General features: G+C 65.1%; 13 protein-coding genes. 6 read left to right on the top strand and 7 right to left on the bottom strand.

Translation table 11 applies throughout. The features are described from left to right. Positions 1 to 14: 14 nt before the first annotated feature. The 7 genes from ACOIX3_RS38630 to ugpB form a co-directional block, all read right to left on the bottom strand. Entirely contained in the window at positions 15 to 194 is a 180-nt protein-coding gene (locus tag ACOIX3_RS38630; RefSeq protein ID WP_420967212.1) for a DUF4089 domain-containing protein, read from the bottom strand. Between the two features lie 20 nt (positions 195 to 214). Beyond that, entirely contained in the window at positions 215 to 1,999 is a 1,785-nt protein-coding gene (locus ACOIX3_RS38635; RefSeq protein ID WP_420967213.1) for a dipeptide ABC transporter ATP-binding protein, read from the bottom strand. Positions 2,000 to 2,249: 250 nt separating this feature from the next. Further along, on the bottom strand, positions 2,250 to 3,149 hold the full coding sequence (locus ACOIX3_RS38640) for an ABC transporter permease (protein WP_420967214.1): 900 nt from the start codon (positions 3,147 to 3,149) through the stop codon (positions 2,250 to 2,252). Positions 3,150 to 3,158: 9 nt separating this feature from the next. Beyond that, a complete protein-coding gene (locus ACOIX3_RS38645; RefSeq protein WP_092122920.1) occupies positions 3,159 to 4,172 on the bottom strand; it encodes an ABC transporter permease in 1,014 nt (337 codons plus the stop codon). Between the two features lie 294 nt (positions 4,173 to 4,466). Next, on the bottom strand, positions 4,467 to 6,089 hold the full coding sequence (locus tag ACOIX3_RS38650) for an ABC transporter substrate-binding protein (protein WP_420967215.1): 1,623 nt from the start codon (positions 6,087 to 6,089) through the stop codon (positions 4,467 to 4,469). Between the two features lie 231 nt (positions 6,090 to 6,320). Further along, positions 6,321 to 7,271, bottom strand: coding sequence for an aminoglycoside phosphotransferase family protein (locus ACOIX3_RS38655; RefSeq protein ID WP_420967216.1), 951 nt, complete (start codon positions 7,269 to 7,271; stop codon positions 6,321 to 6,323). A gap of 286 nt (positions 7,272 to 7,557) precedes the next feature. Continuing rightward, positions 7,558 to 8,796, bottom strand: a complete 1,239-nt coding sequence (gene ugpB / locus ACOIX3_RS38660; protein ID WP_420971900.1) for a sn-glycerol-3-phosphate ABC transporter substrate-binding protein UgpB — start codon at positions 8,794 to 8,796, stop codon at positions 7,558 to 7,560. 263 nt (positions 8,797 to 9,059) lie between these two features. On the opposite strand from ugpB, the gene ACOIX3_RS38665 reads away from it, so the two are divergent. From ACOIX3_RS38665 to ACOIX3_RS38690, 6 genes are all read left to right on the top strand, one after another. Then, positions 9,060 to 10,049 carry a TRAP transporter substrate-binding protein gene (locus ACOIX3_RS38665; protein ID WP_420967217.1) on the top strand — a complete coding sequence of 330 codons (990 nt, stop codon included), beginning with the start codon at positions 9,060 to 9,062 and terminating at the stop codon, positions 10,047 to 10,049. 34 nt (positions 10,050 to 10,083) lie between these two features. Then, positions 10,084 to 12,138 (top strand): ATP-binding protein, encoded by a 2,055-nt coding sequence (locus ACOIX3_RS38670; protein ID WP_420971901.1) that lies wholly within the window; start codon positions 10,084 to 10,086, stop codon positions 12,136 to 12,138. Then, the gene (locus tag ACOIX3_RS38675; protein ID WP_420967218.1) at positions 12,108 to 13,856 is read left to right on the top strand and encodes a DUF3369 domain-containing protein; all 1,749 of its coding nucleotides are present in this window, start codon (positions 12,108 to 12,110) and stop codon (positions 13,854 to 13,856) included. The genes ACOIX3_RS38670 and ACOIX3_RS38675 overlap by 31 nt, the downstream gene beginning before the upstream one ends. After that, positions 13,853 to 14,590, top strand: coding sequence for a response regulator (locus ACOIX3_RS38680; RefSeq protein WP_420967220.1), 738 nt, complete (start codon positions 13,853 to 13,855; stop codon positions 14,588 to 14,590). The genes ACOIX3_RS38675 and ACOIX3_RS38680 overlap by 4 nt, the downstream gene beginning before the upstream one ends. Positions 14,591 to 14,821: 231 nt before the next feature. Further along, positions 14,822 to 17,875 carry a DNA polymerase I gene (gene polA, locus ACOIX3_RS38685; protein WP_420967221.1) on the top strand — a complete coding sequence of 1,018 codons (3,054 nt, stop codon included), beginning with the start codon at positions 14,822 to 14,824 and terminating at the stop codon, positions 17,873 to 17,875. A 258-nt stretch (positions 17,876 to 18,133) separates the two neighbouring features. Further along, positions 18,134 to 18,769, top strand: a complete 636-nt coding sequence (locus ACOIX3_RS38690) for a LysE family translocator (RefSeq protein WP_420967222.1) — start codon at positions 18,134 to 18,136, stop codon at positions 18,767 to 18,769. Positions 18,770 to 18,784: the final 15 nt, after the last annotated feature.

Below are 18,784 nucleotides of genomic sequence, written 5' to 3' on the forward strand. Positions count from 1 at the left end.
CGGACATCGCGATCTCAGGTCGAATAGACGGCGGCTGACGCGAGGTCGTCAGGCAGCGGGAAGTCATCGACCAGCCGCGCCAGCCGCAGCGCGACCTCGAGATTGGCGCGCACCGCCGGACGCCAGGCGTCTTCCAGCGGCAACGCCATCGTCCGGGCGACGGCGGTCATGTAATCGTCGAGATGATCGTCCATTTCGCTCCCAATAACTTTTTTCAGGCCACCGGCAACGGCGGATGCGGGATCGCCGTGAGCAGCTCCCTTGTATAGGCATCCTGCGGATTGCCCAAGACGTCATCGGATGTGCCCTGCTCGACGATGCGGCCGCTGCGCATCACGATGACGCGATCACACAGCAGGCGTACCACGTTGAGATCGTGCGACACGAACAGATAGCTCATGCCCATCGACTGCTTGAGGTCCTGCAGCAAATTGAGCACCACCGCCTGCACCGAGACGTCGAGTGCCGCGGTCGGCTCGTCGAGGATGACGAGCTTCGGATGCAGCGCGATCGCGCGCGCGATACCGACACGGGCCTTCTGGCCGCCGGAAAGCTGATGCGGAAAGCGGTCCAGCAGATTGACCGGCAGGCCGACCAGCCGCGCCAGCTCCTCGCAGCGGTCGCGGAGCGCGTCGCGCCCCCTGATGTCGCCGAGCTGCATGATCGGGTCCACGATCGCGCGCGCCGCGGTGAAGCGCGGGTTGAGGCTGTCGGTCGGATCCTGGAACACCATCTGGATCTGGCTGCGCCGTGGCAGCCGCGCGAAGGATTGCGGCATGATCGCGCCGATGTCCTCGCCGTCGAACACGATGCGGCCGGAGGTCTGGTCCAAGAGCCGCATCACCATCATCGACGTCGTCGACTTGCCGCAGCCGGATTCGCCGACTAGCCCGACGCTCTCGCCGTGGTCGACCTGGAAGCTGATGCCGTCGACCGCGCGGAAGATGTCCTCCTCGACCGGCGGCTTGCGGCCGAACAGTTTTGAGAGCATCGAGCCTGCGCCCTGGCGGGGATATTCCTTGACGAGCTTTTCGACCAGCAGGAGGGGCTCTCTCTTCTCGTCACCCCCGGGCTTGACCCGGGGGTCCATCGCGGAAGACGCCTCCTGCGAAGGCTGATGGATGGCCGGGTCAAGCCCGGCCATGACGGAGGCTGGCTGCGGAGACTTCGCCTCCTCCTCCGGCAGCAGATCCCTGAGCGACACCCCGATCCGCGGCGTCGCGCGCATCAGCTTCTTCGTATAGTCGTGCTGGGGTGCGGCGAAAATGTCGGCCGACTTTGCGGTTTCGACCACGCGGCCCTTCTCCATCACCACGACACGGTCGCAATAGGCCGCGGCGAGGCCAAGATCGTGCGTGATCAGGATCGTCGACATCGACCGGCGCCGGGTCAGCTCGACGATCAGGTCCATCACCGCCTTCTGGGTGGTGACGTCGAGGCCGGTGGTCGGCTCGTCCGCGATCAGCAACTGCGGGTTGCAGGCCAAGGCCAGCGCGATGACGACGCGCTGGCACATGCCGCCGGAGAGCTCGAACGGATAAGCGTGATAGCGCTCGCGCGGACGCGCGATCTTGACCTGCTCCAGCGCCTCGATCGCCGTCTCGCCGCGATCGGTGACCTGCGCCTGCTGCACGTGCTGGCGCAGCACGTCCTCGATCTGGTGCCCGACCTTGCGGATCGGATTGAGCGCCGCGCGCGGATTCTGGAAGATCATCGAGACTTCGCGGCCGCGCAGATCGCGCATCTGGCTTTCGGTCGCCGCCTTGACGTCGATGCCGGAAAACATCACCGAACCTTCGGCGATCCGGCCGGCGCGATCGAGGATGCGCATCACGGCATAGGATGTCACCGACTTACCGGAGCCGGACTCGCCGACGATGCCGACGGTCTCGCCCTTGCCGACTGAGATGTTGACGTGCTGCACCGCCTTGACGATGCCGCGACGCGTCGTGAACTCGACGGTGAGGTCGCTGACGTCGAGCAGCGGCTGGGCGGTCATGCGCGCCGCCCCTCTTGCAGTGCGTCATCCAAAAATCCGCAAAACAACCCCATGCAAAGTAAGGTGGGCACCGCTCTCGCGCTCCCTCCCCCCTTGCGGGGGAGGGTTGGGGAGAGGGGTGGCCCCAGGCAAGGTCGGAGTTCGTGGCTACCCCTCTCCCTGCCCCTCCCCCGCAAGGGGGGAGGGAATGAGAGAACAGTGCCCGCCTCACTTCCAAACGTTGCGCTTCGCTCTCCGCATTTGCCCGTCATCAGGTCCTCCGCTGCGGGTCGACGATGTCGCGCAGGCCGTCGCCGAGCAGGTTGAAGCAGAACACCGCGATCATCAGCGCAAGGCCCGGGAACAGCGCGATCCACCACTCGCCCGACACCATGAAGCCCGCGCCCTCGGCAACCATGATGCCCCACTCCGCGGTCGGCGGCCGGACGCCGAGGCCGATGAACGAGAGTCCCGCGGCGTTGAGGATCGCGTAGCCCATGGTGAGCGACATCTGCACGATCATGATCGGCATGATGTTGGGCAGGATGTGTCCGAGCAGGATGCGGTATTCGCCGTTGCCGGAGAGCCGCGCCGCCTGCACGAAGCCGGCGTTGCGGCGGACGTTGGCTTCGGCGCGTGCGACGCGCGCGTAGAGCGGGAAGTTCACGATCGCGGTCGCGATGATGATGTTCTGCACGGTGTTGCCGAGCGCCGCGACGATGCCCATCGCCAGCACGAACAGCGGGAAGGCCATGATGGTATCGGCGATGCGGCCGACGATGCGGTCGGTCCAGCCGCCGAAATAGCCGGCGGCGATGCCGGCCAAGCCGCCCATCAGGAACACCAGCACCACGGAGGCGACCGCGATGAAGGTATCGAGCCGCGTTGCCACGATGACCCGGCTGAAGATGTCGCGACCGAGCTGATCGGTGCCGAACCAGTGCGCGGCAGACGGCGGCTTCAATGCAGCCGCGGTGTCCGAAGCGAGTGGATCATAAGGCACCACGTAAGGCCCGAACAGCGCGGCAAACATGATCAGGATCAAGAGCGCGAAGGCAAAGCCGGTGACCTTGTTTTCGCTCAGCACATAACGGGTCTGCTCGAAGACTGCGGTGAGCCCGGAGGTACGGGCGGGACCGACCGGCTCAACAGTGGGGGCAACGCTGCTCATCTGTCCTCCCTAACCTTCCAGCCTGACGCGCGGATCGATCACGCCGTAAAGGATGTCGATCAACAGATTCAGCAGCACGTACATGACCGCCATGGTGAGAACAAAACCCTGCACCGGCGCGAAGTCCGACGCGATCAGCGCCTCGACTGCGTAGGAGCCGATGCCGGGCCAGGCGAACACCTTCTCCACCAGCACATTGGCCCCTAGCAGGAAGGAGAACACCATGCTGAGCGTGGTGATGACCGGCAGCATCGCGTTGCGGAAGGCGTAGGTCACGATCACCTTGCCGGGCGACAGGCCGCTGGCGCGCGCGGTGCGGACGAAATCGGACGCCAGCACCGCCAGCATCGAGGCGCGCGTCATGCGCGCGATCGGCGCCAGCGAGAAGATCGCGAGCGTCACCGCCGGCAGGATCAATTGGCTGAACGCCGAACGGAACGCCTCGAAGTCGCGCGCGATCAACGCGTCGATGAGATAGAAGCCGGTGACGGTCGGCGGCGCACTGTAGAACACGTCGAGCCGGCCGAGCGGCGCCGGCGACCAGCCGAGCCGGAAATAGAACACGTAGACCAGCACGAGGCCGGTGAAGAACACCGGCAGCGACACGCCCGCCGTCGTGGTGACGCGGCAGAGATGATCGATCCAGGAGCCCGGCCGCGTCGCCGCCAGCACGCCGAGCGGAATTGCGATCACGATCGAGACGACAAGGCCGAGCAGGGTGAGCTCGGCCGACGCCGGCAGACGGTTGCGCAGCTCGGCGGCCACCGGCTGCCCCGTGGTGAGCGAGGTGCCGAGATCGCCATGGGCGAGATCGTTGGTGTAGCGGACGAACTGCTCGATCAGCGGCTTGTCGAAGCCGAGCTTCTTCCTGATCTGATCGACCGCCTCCTTGGTTGCCGCGGGCCCAGCAAAATACGCCGCGGGATCGCCCGGCAGCGCGCGCGTCAGCAGGAACGTCACGATCACGACCCCGATCAGCGACGGGATCGCGAACAGCAACCGCTTGCCGATCAGGGTCAGCATGCTGACCTCTCAAGCGCATAGCAGAGCGCCACAACGGGACTGGTAGGGCTCCCTCCCCCCTTGTGGGGGAGGGTTGGGGAGAGGGGTGCCGCTTGCTCGGCTACCAACCGAAACGCTTCGCTGATCCACGCGTGATGCTGCGAATGGTCGGGCCCGATCTCGCCTGGCGTCGTCCTTGCGCGTATGCGGCTTACCCCTCTCCCCACCCTCCCCCACAAGGGGGGAGGGAGCCTGAGAGGCGTGCTCACCTCACTTGCGCGTGCCGATGCGTGGCTGACCGTCAGCATCACCGTCTCACCCCTTGGCCATCGCGCGATAGTCGAGCCGGCGGTGGAACCAGTATTGGTAGCCCGAGATGTTCTTCTGCATCGCGACGTTGACGAACGGCTGATACAGCGGGATGCGCGGGATGTCGGTGAAGGCGAGATCGACGAAACCCTTGACGTCGGCGTCGTAGGCCGCGGTGTCGCCGTTGGCGGCAGCGATGCGCGCGCCGTCGATGAGCTTGTCCATCTCCGGCGACTTGTAGCTCATCGTGTTGAAGATCGAATTGTTGCCGTGATAGCACCAGTAGAAGAAGTACTCGGGGTAATCGAGCCAGCCCGAGAACACGTTGGTGAACAGCGGCATTTCCTTCTTGGTGAGCTCGGTTCGCCAGTTGGCGCCGGGCACCTTGTTGATGGTGGTCTTGATGCCGAGCTGCGCCAGGCTCTCCTGCACCAGCACGCAGAGCGGCTCGTTGACCCCTGCGAAATTCAGGTCGAACGAGATCGTGGTCTCGAAGCCGTTGGCGTAGCCGGCCTCGGCGAGCAGCGCCTTGGCCTTCTCCATGTCGGTGACATATTTGGTCGGCTGCGGCCAGGCCACCTCGGTCGGCTTGTCCTTTGGCGCGCCGAACATCGGGTTGGCGAGACCGAAGAGCACCGCGTCCATGATCTTCTGATACGGCATCGCGTAGGCCATCGCCTGTCGCACCTTCGGATTGTCGAACGGTGGCTTGGTCACGTTCATGCCGATGTACTGGATGCCGTTGGAGAACGGCAGCGAGACCACGTTGAGCTTGCCGTTCGTCTTCATCTCCTGGAAGTCCTTGAACGGCAGCTCGTAGGAGATATCGGCATCACCGCGTTCGAGCAGCGCGCGGCGGTTGCCGGCCTGCGGCACCATGCGCCAGATCACGCGCTTGATCTTGGGCATCGGACCAGAGACCCAGTCGTCGTTGCGCTCCATGACGACTTCGGTGCCCGCGGTCCATTTGGTGACCTTGTAGGCGCCGGAGCCCGCGGTCTGCTGCTTGGTGAATTCGAGGCCCCACGGATCCTTCTCGCTGGCGTTCTTCTTCACGAGTTCGGAATTGACGACGCAGGGCACGATCACCGCGAGGTCCGGGATCGTGAGCCTGTCCTTCTTCAGGAAGTCGACGCGCACGGTGCTGTCGTCGACGACGACGAACTGCTCGGGCTTGGTCAGCGAGCCCGCGCTCATCTGGAAGGTCGGAAAGCCGCCGACGCTGACGGCACGATCGAGCGACCATTTGACGTCCTTCGCCGTCACCGGCGTGCCGTCGTGGAATTTGGCGTTCTTGCGCAGCTTGAAGGTGACCGACATGTCGCCGATGTTGAAGTCCTCGGCGAGCTCGGGCTTGAACTTGTCGCGGTCGTAATAGGGCACGCCGCCCGGACCGCTCTTCATCTCGTGGCTGATCAGCCGGTCGTAGCAATTCCACGACACCTCATAGCCGGGCACGTTGGTGCCGACGCCGTGGATATCGAGATTGTTGGGACCGCCTTCGGAGACGATCAGCAGCGTCTCGGAGCGCGCGTCGGCCTTGGCCGGCGACCAGATCGCGGGCGCGGCCGGCGCCAGCGCCCCCGCGGCCAGCCCGGACACCGATTTGAGGAAATCGCGACGCTTCATGTGATGCTCCAACGCCCTTGAGAACGGCCTTGGAACTCAGATCGCAAGGATTGTGCCAACCCTTAATGAGATCTTATGGGGCGCTAACACGCTGGTGATGTAGGAGAAATCGTCGAAGGTATCTTGTTCTGAGGCCGGCCAGCACGGCTTGGATTGCATACAAAGCAAGGCCATCTGCTTAATAGATAAGCAAACAATAGATGCTGCTCGCTTTCTGGCCGGCGACCGATGTCAGTCGGGCCAGACCAGCTCCTGCAACTGCACGAGATCATCGACCCGGTCCGGCCAGCCCGCGATGCAGATGTGCCGGAGCGGATCGCTGGCCGAGTGCAGCATCATCAGCGCCAGCAGCCGCCGCTTCAGCGTGAACGTCACCTCGCTGCGCGGGATGCCGTAGCCGTCGAACAGGCTGCGCACCCGGCGCGGATGCCCGGCGGCCATGAAGGCGCTGGGACCGAGCAGGTCGTACTCGCCCCATCCGGTCCGGACGTCGCCGAAATCGAACAGGCCGGCGACGTGCCAGCCGTCGGCCCGGCGGCCGAGCAGGAAATTCTCCGGGATGTACTCGCCGGTCAGGATCACCGGCGGCGCGCGCATCGGAATCAACTCAGTGGCGTCGCGCAGCAGATCGTCGAGCGAGGTGAGGAATTTCGCCGGCAGGCCGAGCCGTTCATGCCGCGCCCGGCACTGCGCCATCTGCCCGTGCATGAAGGCCTCCCAGCGCGGCTCGATCGCCAGCAGGCTGCCGGGCGGCACGCGCTGCACCTCGGCGATCACGGCGCCGATCTCGCCGAGCACACGCTCGCGCTCGGCTTCCGACAGCGATGGCCATACCTCCGAGCCGACGGTGCCGGCGAGGTGCGTGATGGCGAGATAGGGCCAGCCGTCGCGCTCGCCCTCCGCGACGAGATCGGGGATCGGAATGCCGAGCCGTCCGCGCAACTCGGCGAGCGCGCCGCGTTCGGACACGAATTGCGGGCGCAGAAACGGCGGAAACAGTTTCAGGATCAGGTCACCGTCGAGCCCGACGACGAGGTTGGTGCCGGTCGAGAACACATGCGGCGCGCCACAGGACAGCCCGTGGCGATCGGCAATATCGCGCGCCACCGGCAGCCAGCGCGACGTGTCGCCGCGCCAGGCGCGGTAGGCGTCGTAGTCGGTGATGGGTGGAAGGGATATCATTTCAAGGAATCTCGTAGCCCAATCCATCCTCGTCATCTCTGCGCAAAGGCTTGTTCAACTGTCGTCCCTGCCTAGTGCGCAATTGCGCACGGGAGCAGGGACCTATACTCCGCGGCGGATGTTATGAAAGGGGCTCGTCGTCCCAGCAGTGCGCAACTATGAGCTTCCGTGGTTATGGGTCCCTGCTTTCGCAGGGACGACACCGAATCTGTTGCGCAGTCACTGAGTCATACATTCATCCAGGCTGCTCAACTGCTTCTCCGTCATCCTGAGAGGATATGTGCTCTCACCGGTCCGGATTGGCGCGCTCGAACTGGCGCAGCAGGCGGTTGCCGCGTTCGACGGCGTTGTCCATCGCGGCCTGCGCCGAACGCTTGCCGGCGAACACCTGCTCGAGCTCCTCCTCGATCACGTCGCGGATCAGGACGAACGAGCCGAGCCGGATGCCCTTGGAATTGTCGGTCGGCGGCTTCAGCGTGACCTCCTCGATCGAGATCGAGGCACCGGGATTGCGCTCGTAGAATCCCTGCGTGCGACTGAGATCGAACGCAGCGCGTGTGATCGGCAAATAGCCCGTGTTCTGGTGCCAGGCGGCCTGCACCTCGGGCCGCGACAGATAGGCGAAGAACTTTGCCACCCCGGCATATTCGGCGCGCGGCCGGTCGCGCAGCACCCACAGCGTCGCACCGCCGATGATCGAATTCTGCGGCGCGCCCTGCACGTCGGGATCAAATGGCATCATGCCGTAGCCGACCTCGAATTTCGAATTGGCCTTGATGTCGGCGCGGGTGCCCGACGAGCCGATGAAGATCCCGCACTCCCCCTTCTGAAAGCGCGGCTCGGCGGTCTGGCCGCGGCCGCTATAGTCGAAGGTCTTGTCGGCCTGCCACTGCGCAAGCTGCGCGATGTGGCGCACCACCAGCGGGTTGTTGAAGATCAGCTGCGCGTCGAGCCCGGAAAAGCCGTTGGCCTTGGTCGCGATCGGCAGGTTGTGAAACGCGGAGAAGTTCTCGACATTGATCCAGGACGGCCATGACGTGGTCACGCCGCACATCGCACCCGCGGAACGCAGCCGCTTGGCCACGATGCCGAGCTCCGGCCAGGTCTTCGGAGGCTCGCTCGGATCGAGCCCGGCCGATCGGAACATATCCTTGTTGTAGTACAGGATCGGCGTCGAGGCGTTGAACGGGAACGACAGCATGTTGCCGTCGACATCGGCATAATAGCCGGCCACCGCGGGCAGATAGGCCGACGGCGCGAACGCCTCCGATTGGTCGCGCATCAGCTCGAACACCGGATAGATCGCGCCGCGCGCCGCCATCATGGTTGCGGTGGCGATCTCGTTGACCTGAACGATCGCCGGCTGACTGCGCGAACGGAACGCGAAGATCGCCGCGGTGACGGTCTCGGTGTAGTTGCCCTTGTAGGCGGGCACGATCCGGTAGTCGGATTGCGATGCGTTGAAGTCGGCGGCGAGCTTTTCGAGCTGCTTGCCGAGCTCGCCCGACATCGCGTGCCACCACATGATCTCGGTCGCCGCCTGCGCTGGTGCCACAAGCAGAAGGGTCGCGACGACGAGATGCAACAGCTTCAAAGCGAACTTCACGACCAGCCGTTCCCGGATGCCAACATGCGGTCATACGGCGCTACAACCGCAAATTCAATCGACACCGCAGGTTGCAGCGCGGTTTTAACGTTTGGCAGATGGGCGAACCACCGCCATTCTGCTAAAAGCGTTGAACCTTTTCCTCCCGCCCCGGACTCAAATCACAAGGGGAATTGTAGCCAGTGTATCGCCGCGCCGGCCTTTCGCGGACAATAACGCTTGCCGTCGCGCTGTTATGCACAGTGGTCTCGGCGAGTGCTTTTGCGCGCGAATTCCGCACCGCCGATACCCAGAATGAAGACTATCCGACGGTCCAGGCGCTGAACTACATGGACCGCCTGATCGCCGAACGCACCGGCGGCCGGCACCGCATCGTGGTCTTCCACTCCCGCCAACTCGGCGAGGAGAAGGAGACGCTGGAGCAGACCCGGGCCGGCGCCATCGACCTGAACCGGACCAATGTGGCGCTGATCGGAACCATGGTGCCTTCCGTGAACGTGCTGGCGATGCCGTTCCTGTTTCGATCCCTTGAGCACCTGCAGCATGTGCTGGATGGACCGATCGGCAACGATATCCTGAACAGCCTCGAGGCCCACGGCTTCGTCGGGCTGACCTTCTACGATTCCGGCGCCCGCTCGATCTACAACAGCGTCCGCCCGGTACGTTCGCTCGACGACCTCAAGGGGCTGCGGCTGCGGGTGCAGCAATCCGCACAGATGTCGGACATGATCCGCGCACTCGGCGCCCAACCGGTCGAGATGGCCTACGGCCAGGTGCTGACCGGGCTCGCCAACCGGCTGATCGACGGCGCGGAGAACAACTGGCCGTCCTTCGTCACCACCGGCCACTACAAATACGCCGGCTACTATACCCTGACCCAGCACACCGTGAGCCCCGAGGTGCTGGTGATGTCGCGCAAGGCCTGGGCCAGCCTCACGCCGGATGAGCAGATCATCTTCCGCGAAGCCGCGCAGCGCTCCAGCCTTTACATGCGCGAGAAGTGGCGGGAGCTCGAGGAGCGCTCGCGCAAGCAGGCGGAGCAGGCCGGCGTCAAGGTCGTGACCGATTTCGACCGTAAGCCGTTCGAGGCAGCGATGGCCGGCATCTATGCCAAGGCGGAGCGCGATCCGGCGATAGCTGCGCTGATCGAACGCATCCGCAACATGGAGTGACCGGATCTTGGACGCACCCCAACAGAGCGGGACGATGCGACGGCGGGCGGCCTTTGGGCCGCAGGGCCGTTTCCGCATCGTTCAGTTGCTGCGTGCGGTGCCGATCCGCTGGCGCATTCTTTCGATCGCGCTGCTCAATTCCGCCGTCGTGATCGTGCTCGCGGTGCTGATCTGGAACGGCTCGAAGGTGCTCGGCTCGGCCTGGGACGATGTCCGCCAGGTCCGGGAATCCGACAAGATCCTGGCCAAGCTCGAGAGCGAGACCAGCCGTCTGCAGAACCTGATCCATCGCTACATCAACCAGCCGAGCCCGGACCTGTTCGCGGAAATCCTGCTGCTGCGCGAGGCCGTGCTCGGCACGCTGACCAACCGGGCCTCGACCGACCCGATGCTGTCGGGCTCGGTCGAGCAGCTGGAGCGCGTCACCAGCCGCTTCCTCGACGGCTTCGGTGAATTGCGCACCGTGCAGACCACGATCTCCAAGACCTATGACGAAGAGGTGCTGACGCCGACCAAGGACATGGCCGGGCTCTATTCGATCATCGAGGGCGCCACCGGCCATCGCGACGCACTGATCTGGCCCGCGCTCGGCAAGTCGCGCGAAGCCTTCACCTCGCTCCTGGTCGCCGCCAACGCCTACTATCTCTCGCTTGCGTCCTCGTCGGCCGAGGAAGCCCGCCGCAACATCGATACGATCGAGAAGACGATTCCCGTCATGACCGATCTGGCGGAGAACGATCTGCAGCGCATGGCGCTGGCGCGGCTCAAGGTCAAGACCGCCGAGCTGCGCGACGGACTCGGCAAGCTCAGCGAACAGCTCACCAACCGCACCGATCTGTTGCGCAACTCGATCGACGCCAGCCAGGCCGACGCGATCGGTGCAATCGACGATCTCTCGGTGAAGATGCGCCAGCGCGAGCAGAAGGCGCAGGAGACCTTCGACAAGACGCTGACGTCGATCTCGCGCCGGGTGCTGTCGATCGCCGTCATCTTCCTCGGTGTCATCATGTCGGCCGGCGTCATGATCGCATTGTCGATCCGGCTGCCGCTGGCGCAGATCATGGCCGCGATGCGCACCATCACCTCGGGCGACCTCGACCGGCCGGTGCAGGGCACCTCGGCCAAGGACGAGGTCGGCGCCATGGCGCGTGCGGTCGAGGTATTCCGCGAAAACGCCATCGCCAAGCGCAAGACCGAGGACGAGCTGCGCAGCGCCAAGGAGAAGGCCGAGAGCGCGCTGCTCGAGCTCAACGCCGCGCAGCAGAACCTGATCGATGCCGAGCGCCTCGCCGCGCTCGGCGGCCTCGTTGCCGGTGTCGCCCACGAGGTCAACAACCCGATCGGCATCAGCCTGACGGTCGCCTCGAGCTTTGCCCGCCGCAGCGAGATGTTCGAGAACGACCTGAAGACCGAGCCGCTGCGCCGCTCCAAGCTCGACGAATTCGTGCGCGCCTCGCGTGACGCATCGCAGCAACTGGTCTCGAACCTGCAGCGCGCCGGCGAGCTGATCCAGTCGTTCAAGCAGGTCGCGGTCGATCGCTCGCATGCCGAACGCCGCCAGTTCGCCTTGAGCGAAGCGACCGACCAGATCGTGGCGAGCCTGCGGCCGGTGCTGAAGAAGGCGGCGATCGCGCTGTCCGTCGACGTACCCGACGGGCTCCTGATCGACGGCTATCCCGGCGCCTATGGCCAGATCTTAACCAATCTTTTCCTCAACGCCGTCAATCATGCCTTCGCCGACGGCCGCTCCGGCAACATCACGATCTCGGCGCGCGGCCGCGGCGCTGACGATGTCGAGATCATCTTCGCGGATGACGGGGCCGGCATGACGCCGGACGTGCAGCGACAGGCGTTCGACCCGTTCTTTACGACGCGCCGCAACGAAGGTGGTACGGGCCTCGGCCTCCATATCGTCTATAACCTCGTCACCCAGCAGCTCGGCGGACGCATGATGCTGGAGTCAAGGGTAGGACAAGGCACCACTTTTCGCATTATCATGCCCAGGATCGCCAAGGGACAGCCCACGATCACTGACGCAGCAGCCGACGGAACCAGTCAATGGCCGAACAGGACGATGTCCTCCAACTGATCGACGACACCGAGAGCCCCCCGGAGGACTCGCCGGTACGGAAATGGAAGATCGCCGTGATCGACGACGATCACGCCGTCCACGAAGGCACCCGCTTTGCGCTCAGCGACTACAATCTGAACGGCGCGACGCTGGAGATCCTGTCGGCCTATTCTGCGGCCGAAGGCCGCACGCTGATGCGGGACAACCCCGACATCGCAGCCGTGCTGCTCGACGTCATCATGGAGACCGACGTCGCCGGCCTCGAGCTCGTCGAATACATCCGCAACGAGATCAAGAACGAGACCGTCCGCATCATCCTGCGCACCGGCCAGCCCGGCCAGGCGCCGGAGCGGCGCGTCATCGTGCAGTACGACATCAACGACTACAAGGCGAAGACCGAGCTCACCGCCGATAAGCTGTTCACCTCGCTGACCGCCGCGCTGCGCAGCTACCAGCAGCTCGAGCGCATGGTGCAGACACGGCGCGGGCTCGAGATCATCATCGACGCGGCCTCGACGCTGTACGACTTCAAGTCGATGCAGCGGCTGGCCGAGGGCGTGTTGACGCAACTCGCCTCGCTGCTCAATGTCGACTGCGCCGGCATCCTGGTGCTGCGCGACGACGGCAATTCGGCGGCAGCCGATTTCTCGGTGCTGGCCTGCTCGGGCTGCTACAGCCGCTTCATCGGCACGACGTCCTCGAAGGCACTCGATCCCGACCTGCGGCACATGGTGGAGGAAGCCTTCCAGCGCCGCAAGAACGAGTTCGCCGACCACCGCAGCGTGCTCTATTCGCGCACCGGCAGCGGCCGCGAGGTCGTGGTGCTGCTGCAGGCCGAGCGCCAGCTCTCCGACACCGACCGCGCGCTGGTCGAGATCTTCTCGAGCCGACTGTCGATCGCGTTCGATAACGTGATCCTCTACCAGCAGCTTCAAGAGGCCAACACCCAGCTCGAGGACCGCGTCGTGCAGCGCACCCGCGCGCTGATGCAGGCCAACCGGCGGCTATCGGCGCAATGGCTGCGGCTGCAGCGCGCCAACGGCTTCAAGAATGAAATCCTCGGCACCGTCGCACACGATCTGAAGAATCCGCTCGGCGTGATCCTCGGCCGTACCGAGATGCTGACCGAATTGATCGGCGCCGGCTCGCCGAAGGAAAGCGTCACCGCCCAGGTCGAGCACATCAGGGACGCCACCAAGCGGCTGACCTCGATGGTCGACCATTTGATCTCGGACGCGATGGCCGACGCCTTCGACATCACCATCCGCCGCGAGCCGGTCGACGTCGCGGCCCTCGTGAACGAGGTCACCGAGGCCAATCTGCCCTCGGCCGTCAACAAGCAGCAGAGCATCTCGGTCTCGGGGCCGCAGCAGTTCGTCACGATGTGCGACTCCGACCGGATCCGCGAGGCGATCGACAATTTGGTCAGCAACGCCATCAAGTATTCGCCGATCGGCGGCAAGATCACGGTCGCGGTCAGCCACGAGGGCGACGACACGGTGATCCGGATCGCCGACCAGGGCCCCGGCCTCAGCCCCGAGGATCTCGGCCGGCTGTTCGGCCGGTTCCAGCGGCTGTCGGCCAAGCCGACCGCAGGCGAAAGCTCGACCGGCCTCGGCCTTTCCATCGTCAAGCGCATCATCGACATGCATGGCGGCCATGTGACCGCACAGAGCCCGGGCCCCGGACAGGGGTCGACCTTTACGGTTACACTGCCGGCGACAGAGACATCATGAACCAGAACCCGCATATCTTCATCGTCGACGATGAGGCGCCGGCCCGCGAGATGGTCGGCGATTACCTCAAGATGCACGGCTTCGGCGTGACGCTGTGCGATGGCGGCAAGAGCCTGCGCAAGGAGATCGAGAGCAGCACGCCCGATCTCGTGGTGCTGGACCTCAACATGCCCGAGGAAGACGGGCTCTCGATCATTCGCGACCTCAAGAGCAAGATCAACGTCCCCGTCATCATGCTGACAGCTACTGCCAGCCCGATCGATCGGGTGGTCGGGCTCGAGCTCGGCGCCGACGATTACGTGGCCAAGCCCTGCGAACTGCGCGAACTGATGGCGCGCATCCGCTCGGTGCTGCGGCGGAGCGGGCCCGCGAAGTCAGCTGCGCCGGAATCGGCGAGCGCCAAGGCCGAAAAGGAGCAGCTGGTGCGGTTCGGCACCAAATGGCTCGATCTCGAGGCCCAGGCGCTGCGCGACGACGAGGGCAACGAGCACCCGCTGACGGCCTCCGAATTCGGCCTGTTGAAGGTGTTCGCGGCCAATCCGAAGCGCGTGCTGTCGCGCGAGCGGCTGCTGGAACTGGCCAATGCGCGCGACGCGGAAGCCTTCGACCGCGCCGTCGACCTGCGCATCATGCGCATCCGCCGCAAGATCGAATTCGACCCGACCAAGCCGTCGGTGATCCGGACCATCCGCGGCGGCGGCTACCTGTTCTCGCCGACCGGCGACAAGGCTTGATCGGCGCCGCAGCTGCCCCGTCACCCTGAGGAGCGCGCTATTGCGCGCGTCTCGAAGGGTCGATGGCCACCAGCGGGCCGTCCATCCTTCGAGACGCCGCTTCGCGGCTCCTCAGGATGACGGGACTAGGCTTGCGGGTCACCCTCAAGACAATCGATTTGGCTGTGTGGCAAGAGCGGAATCTACGACACAAAGGCTGTCAATCCGCGCAAAAATCCCTAAGTTTCGGCCATGCCGAAAACAGCCTCCCAAGACCCCGCCAAATCAGCCCCGAAGACCACAGCCAAGCCCGTCGCCGCCAAGCCGGTTGCGAGCAAGCCCACGACCAAGGGCGACCACGTCTTCCTGGTCGATGGTTCAGGCTACATCTTCCGCGCCTATCACGCGCTGCCGCCGCTGAACCGCAAGTCCGACGGGCTGCAGGTCAATGCCGTGCTCGGCTTCTGCAACATGCTGTGGAAACTGCTGCGCGACATGCCGGAGGACCACCGGCCGACCCATCTGGCGATCATCTTCGACAAGTCGGAGATCACGTTCCGCAACAAGCTCTATCCCGACTACAAGGCGCACCGGCCGCCGGCGCCCGACGATCTGATCCCGCAATTCGCCCTGATCCGCGAGGCGGTGCGCGCCTTCGAGCTGCCTTGCCTCGAGCAGGCCGGCTTCGAGGCCGACGATCTGATCGCGACCTATGCGCGGCTCGCCACCGAGCGCGGCGCGACCACGACGATCGTGTCATCGGACAAGGATCTGATGCAGCTCGTCAACGACAAGGTCGTGATGTACGACACGATGAAGGATCGCCGCATCGGCCGCGACGAGGTGATCGAGAAATTCGGCGTGCCGCCGGAGAAGGTGGTCGAGGTGCAGGCCTTGGCCGGCGATTCCACGGACAACGTGCCTGGTGTGCCCGGCATCGGCATCAAGACCGCGGCCCAGCTGATCATCGAATATGGCGATCTCGATCAGCTGCTGTTCCGCGCCGGCGAGATCAAGCAGCCGAAGCGGCGCGAGGCGCTGCTCGAGAACGCCGAGAAGGCGCGCATCTCGCGCCAGCTCGTGCTGCTCGACGACAAGGTCGATCTCGAGGTGCCGCTCGACGACCTCGCGGTGCACGAGCCCGACTCGCGCCGGCTGGTCGCCTTCCTCAAGGCGATGGAGTTCTCCACCCTCACGCGCCGCGTCGCCGACTATGCGCAGATCGATCCCGCCAATGTCGATGCCGATCCCGGCAACAAGAGCGGCGCCAGCGTGTTCTCGCCGCTGCCGCCGTCGGATGTGACGCCGGCGCCGGGAGACGCACCAACATCGGCCGCAGCACCGCTTCCGAAGGCCAAGCCGACCGGTGCACGCGACGACAAGAACTCCAGCCTGAAGGGCACGCCGGCAATCTTGGCCGAGGCCCGCGGCGAGGCGATCCGCAAGACCGGCTTCGACCGCAAGGCCTACCAGGCGATCGGCAGCCTCGACCAGCTCAACGCCTTTGTTGCGCGCGCGCACGACAGCGGCTACATCGCGATCGAGGCGATGTCGGAATCGATCGATCCGATGCAGGCCGAGCTGTCGGGACTGGCGCTCGCCGTGGCGCCGAACGATGCCTGCTACATCCCGCTCAGCCACAGAGAGCCTGGTGGCGGCGCCGGGCTGTTCGATGCCGGCCTCGCGCCCGGCCAGATCAAGACCGCCGATGCGTTGAAGGCCTTGAGGCCGCTGCTGGAGTCCGCCGGCGTCCAGAAGGTCGGCTTCAATGTCAAGTTCACCTCGGTGACCTTGGCGCAGCACGGCGTCACGCTGCGCAACATCGATGACGCGCAGCTGATGTCCTACGCGCTCGATGCCGGCCGCGGCTCGCATGCGCTGGAAGCGCTCGCAGAGCGCTGGTTTGGGCATGCCGTCGTCGCCTACGGCGGCCTCGTCGGCAGCGGCAAGGGCAAGCTGACCTTCGATCAGGTCACGATCGACAAGGCGACCGAATATGCGGCCGAGAGCGCCGACCTGATCCTGCGGCTATGGCGGGTGTTGAAGCCGCGCCTCGTCGCCGAACGGATGACGACGGTCTACGAGACGCTGGAGCGGCCGCTGGTCTCGGTGCTGGCGCGGATGGAGCGTCGCGGCATCTCGATCGACCGCCAGGTGCTGTCGCGGCTGTCGGGCGATTTCGCCCAGACCGCGGCGCGGGTCGAGGCCGAGATCCAGGAGATCGCCGGCGAGCCGGTCAATGTCGGCAGCCCGAAGCAGATCGGCGACATCATCTTCGGCAAGATGGGATTGCCCGGCGGCACCAAGACCAAGACCGGCGCCTGGTCGACCACCGCGCAGGTGCTCGACGATCTCGCCGAGCAGGGCCACGACTTCCCGAAGAAGATCCTGGAGTGGCGCCAGGTCTCGAAGCTGAAATCGACCTACACCGACGCGCTGCCGAACTATGTCAACCCGCAGACCCATCGCGTGCACACGACCTACGCGCTGGCCGCGACCACGACGGGACGGTTGTCGTCGAACGAGCCGAACCTGCAGAACATCCCGGTGCGTACCGAGGACGGCCGCAAGATCCGCCGCGCCTTCATCGCAACGCCCGGCCACAAGCTGGTGTCGGCCGATTACTCCCAGATCGAGCTGCGGCTGCTCGCCGAGATCGCCGACGTGCCGGTGCTGCGCCAGGCGTTCCGCGACGGGCTCGACATTCACGCCATGACCGCCTCCGAAATGTTCGGCGTGCCGATCAAGGACATGCCGAGCGAGGTGCGGCGTCGCGCCAAGGCGATCAATTTCGGCATCATCTACGGCATCTCGGCGTTCGGCCTCGCCAACCAGCTCGGCATCGCGCGCGAGGAAGCTTCCGCCTACATCAAGAAGTACTTTGAGCGCTTCCCTGGCATCCGCGCCTATATGGACGAGACCAAGGACTTCTGCCGCCGCAACGGTTATGTGACGACGCTGTTCGGCCGCAAGTGCTACTACCCCGACATCAAGGCGTCCAACGCCTCGGTGCGCGCCTTCAACGAACGCGCCTCGATCAACGCGCGCCTGCAGGGCACCGCGGCCGACATCATCCGCCGCGCCATGATCCGGGTCGAGGACGCACTCGCCGAGAAGAAGCTCTCGGCGCAGATGCTGCTGCAGGTGCATGACGAACTGATCTTCGAGGTGCCCGACGACGAGGTCGCGGCGACGCTGCCGGTGGTGCAGAAGGTGATGCAGGACGCGCCGTTCCCCGCGGTGATCCTGTCGCTGCCGCTGCAGGTCGATGCCCGCGCCGCCAACAATTGGGACGAGGCGCATTAGAATCCACCTCGCCCCGCTTGCGGGGAGAGGTCGGATCGCATGGAGCGAAGCGGAATGCGATCCGGGTGAGGGGGAGTCTCCTCGGATTCCACGGTCGCCGCGGTTTGCGGAGAGAGCCCCTCACCCCAACCCTCTCCCCGCAAGAGCGGGGCGAGGAGCGCACCTCGCTCGCCACTACATTGCTCCGAGAGCAATTCCCGCATGGCCGCGCGGCGGATGACACGCTAGAAGTGCGTGTATCCCCTCGCGAGACCCATCATGCCCCACACATCCGCGTTGCTCGGCTTTGCGCTCGTCTGCCTCGGCATGGTGCTGACACCAGGGCCGAACATGATGTACCTGATCTCGCGCTCGATCACGCAGGGCCCGGCGGCCGGCATCGTCTCGCTCGGCGGCGTCGCGCTCGGCTTCGTGTTCTACATGCTGTGCGCGGCGTTCGGCATCACCGCGCTGCTGTTTGCGATTCCCTACGCCTATGACGCGCTGCGTTTCGCCGGCGCCGCCTATCTGCTCTGGCTGGCGTGGCAGGCGCTGAAGCCGGGCGGCCGCTCGCCGTTCCAGGTCAAGGCGCTGAAGGTCGACGGCCCGCGCAAACTGTTCGCGATGGGTTTTGTCACCAATCTTCTGAACCCGAAGATCGCGATGCTCTATCTGGCACTGCTGCCGCAATTCATCGATCCCGCCGGCGGCAGCGTGCTGACACAGTCGCTCGCGCTCGGCTCGATCCAGATCGTGATCAGCGTCAGCGTCAATGCGATGATCGCGCTCGCCGCCGGCTCGATCGCGGTGTTCCTCGGCACTCGCCCGACCTGGCTGCTGGTGCAGCGCTGGCTGATGGGCACGGTGCTCGCGGGACTCGCGATGAAGATGGCGCTCGAGGCGCGGCGGGCGTGAACCCAACTCGTCATG

The sequence above is a fragment of the Bradyrhizobium sp. B120 genome (assembly GCF_049075665.1).
GTDB lineage: Bacteria > Pseudomonadota > Alphaproteobacteria > Rhizobiales > Xanthobacteraceae > Bradyrhizobium.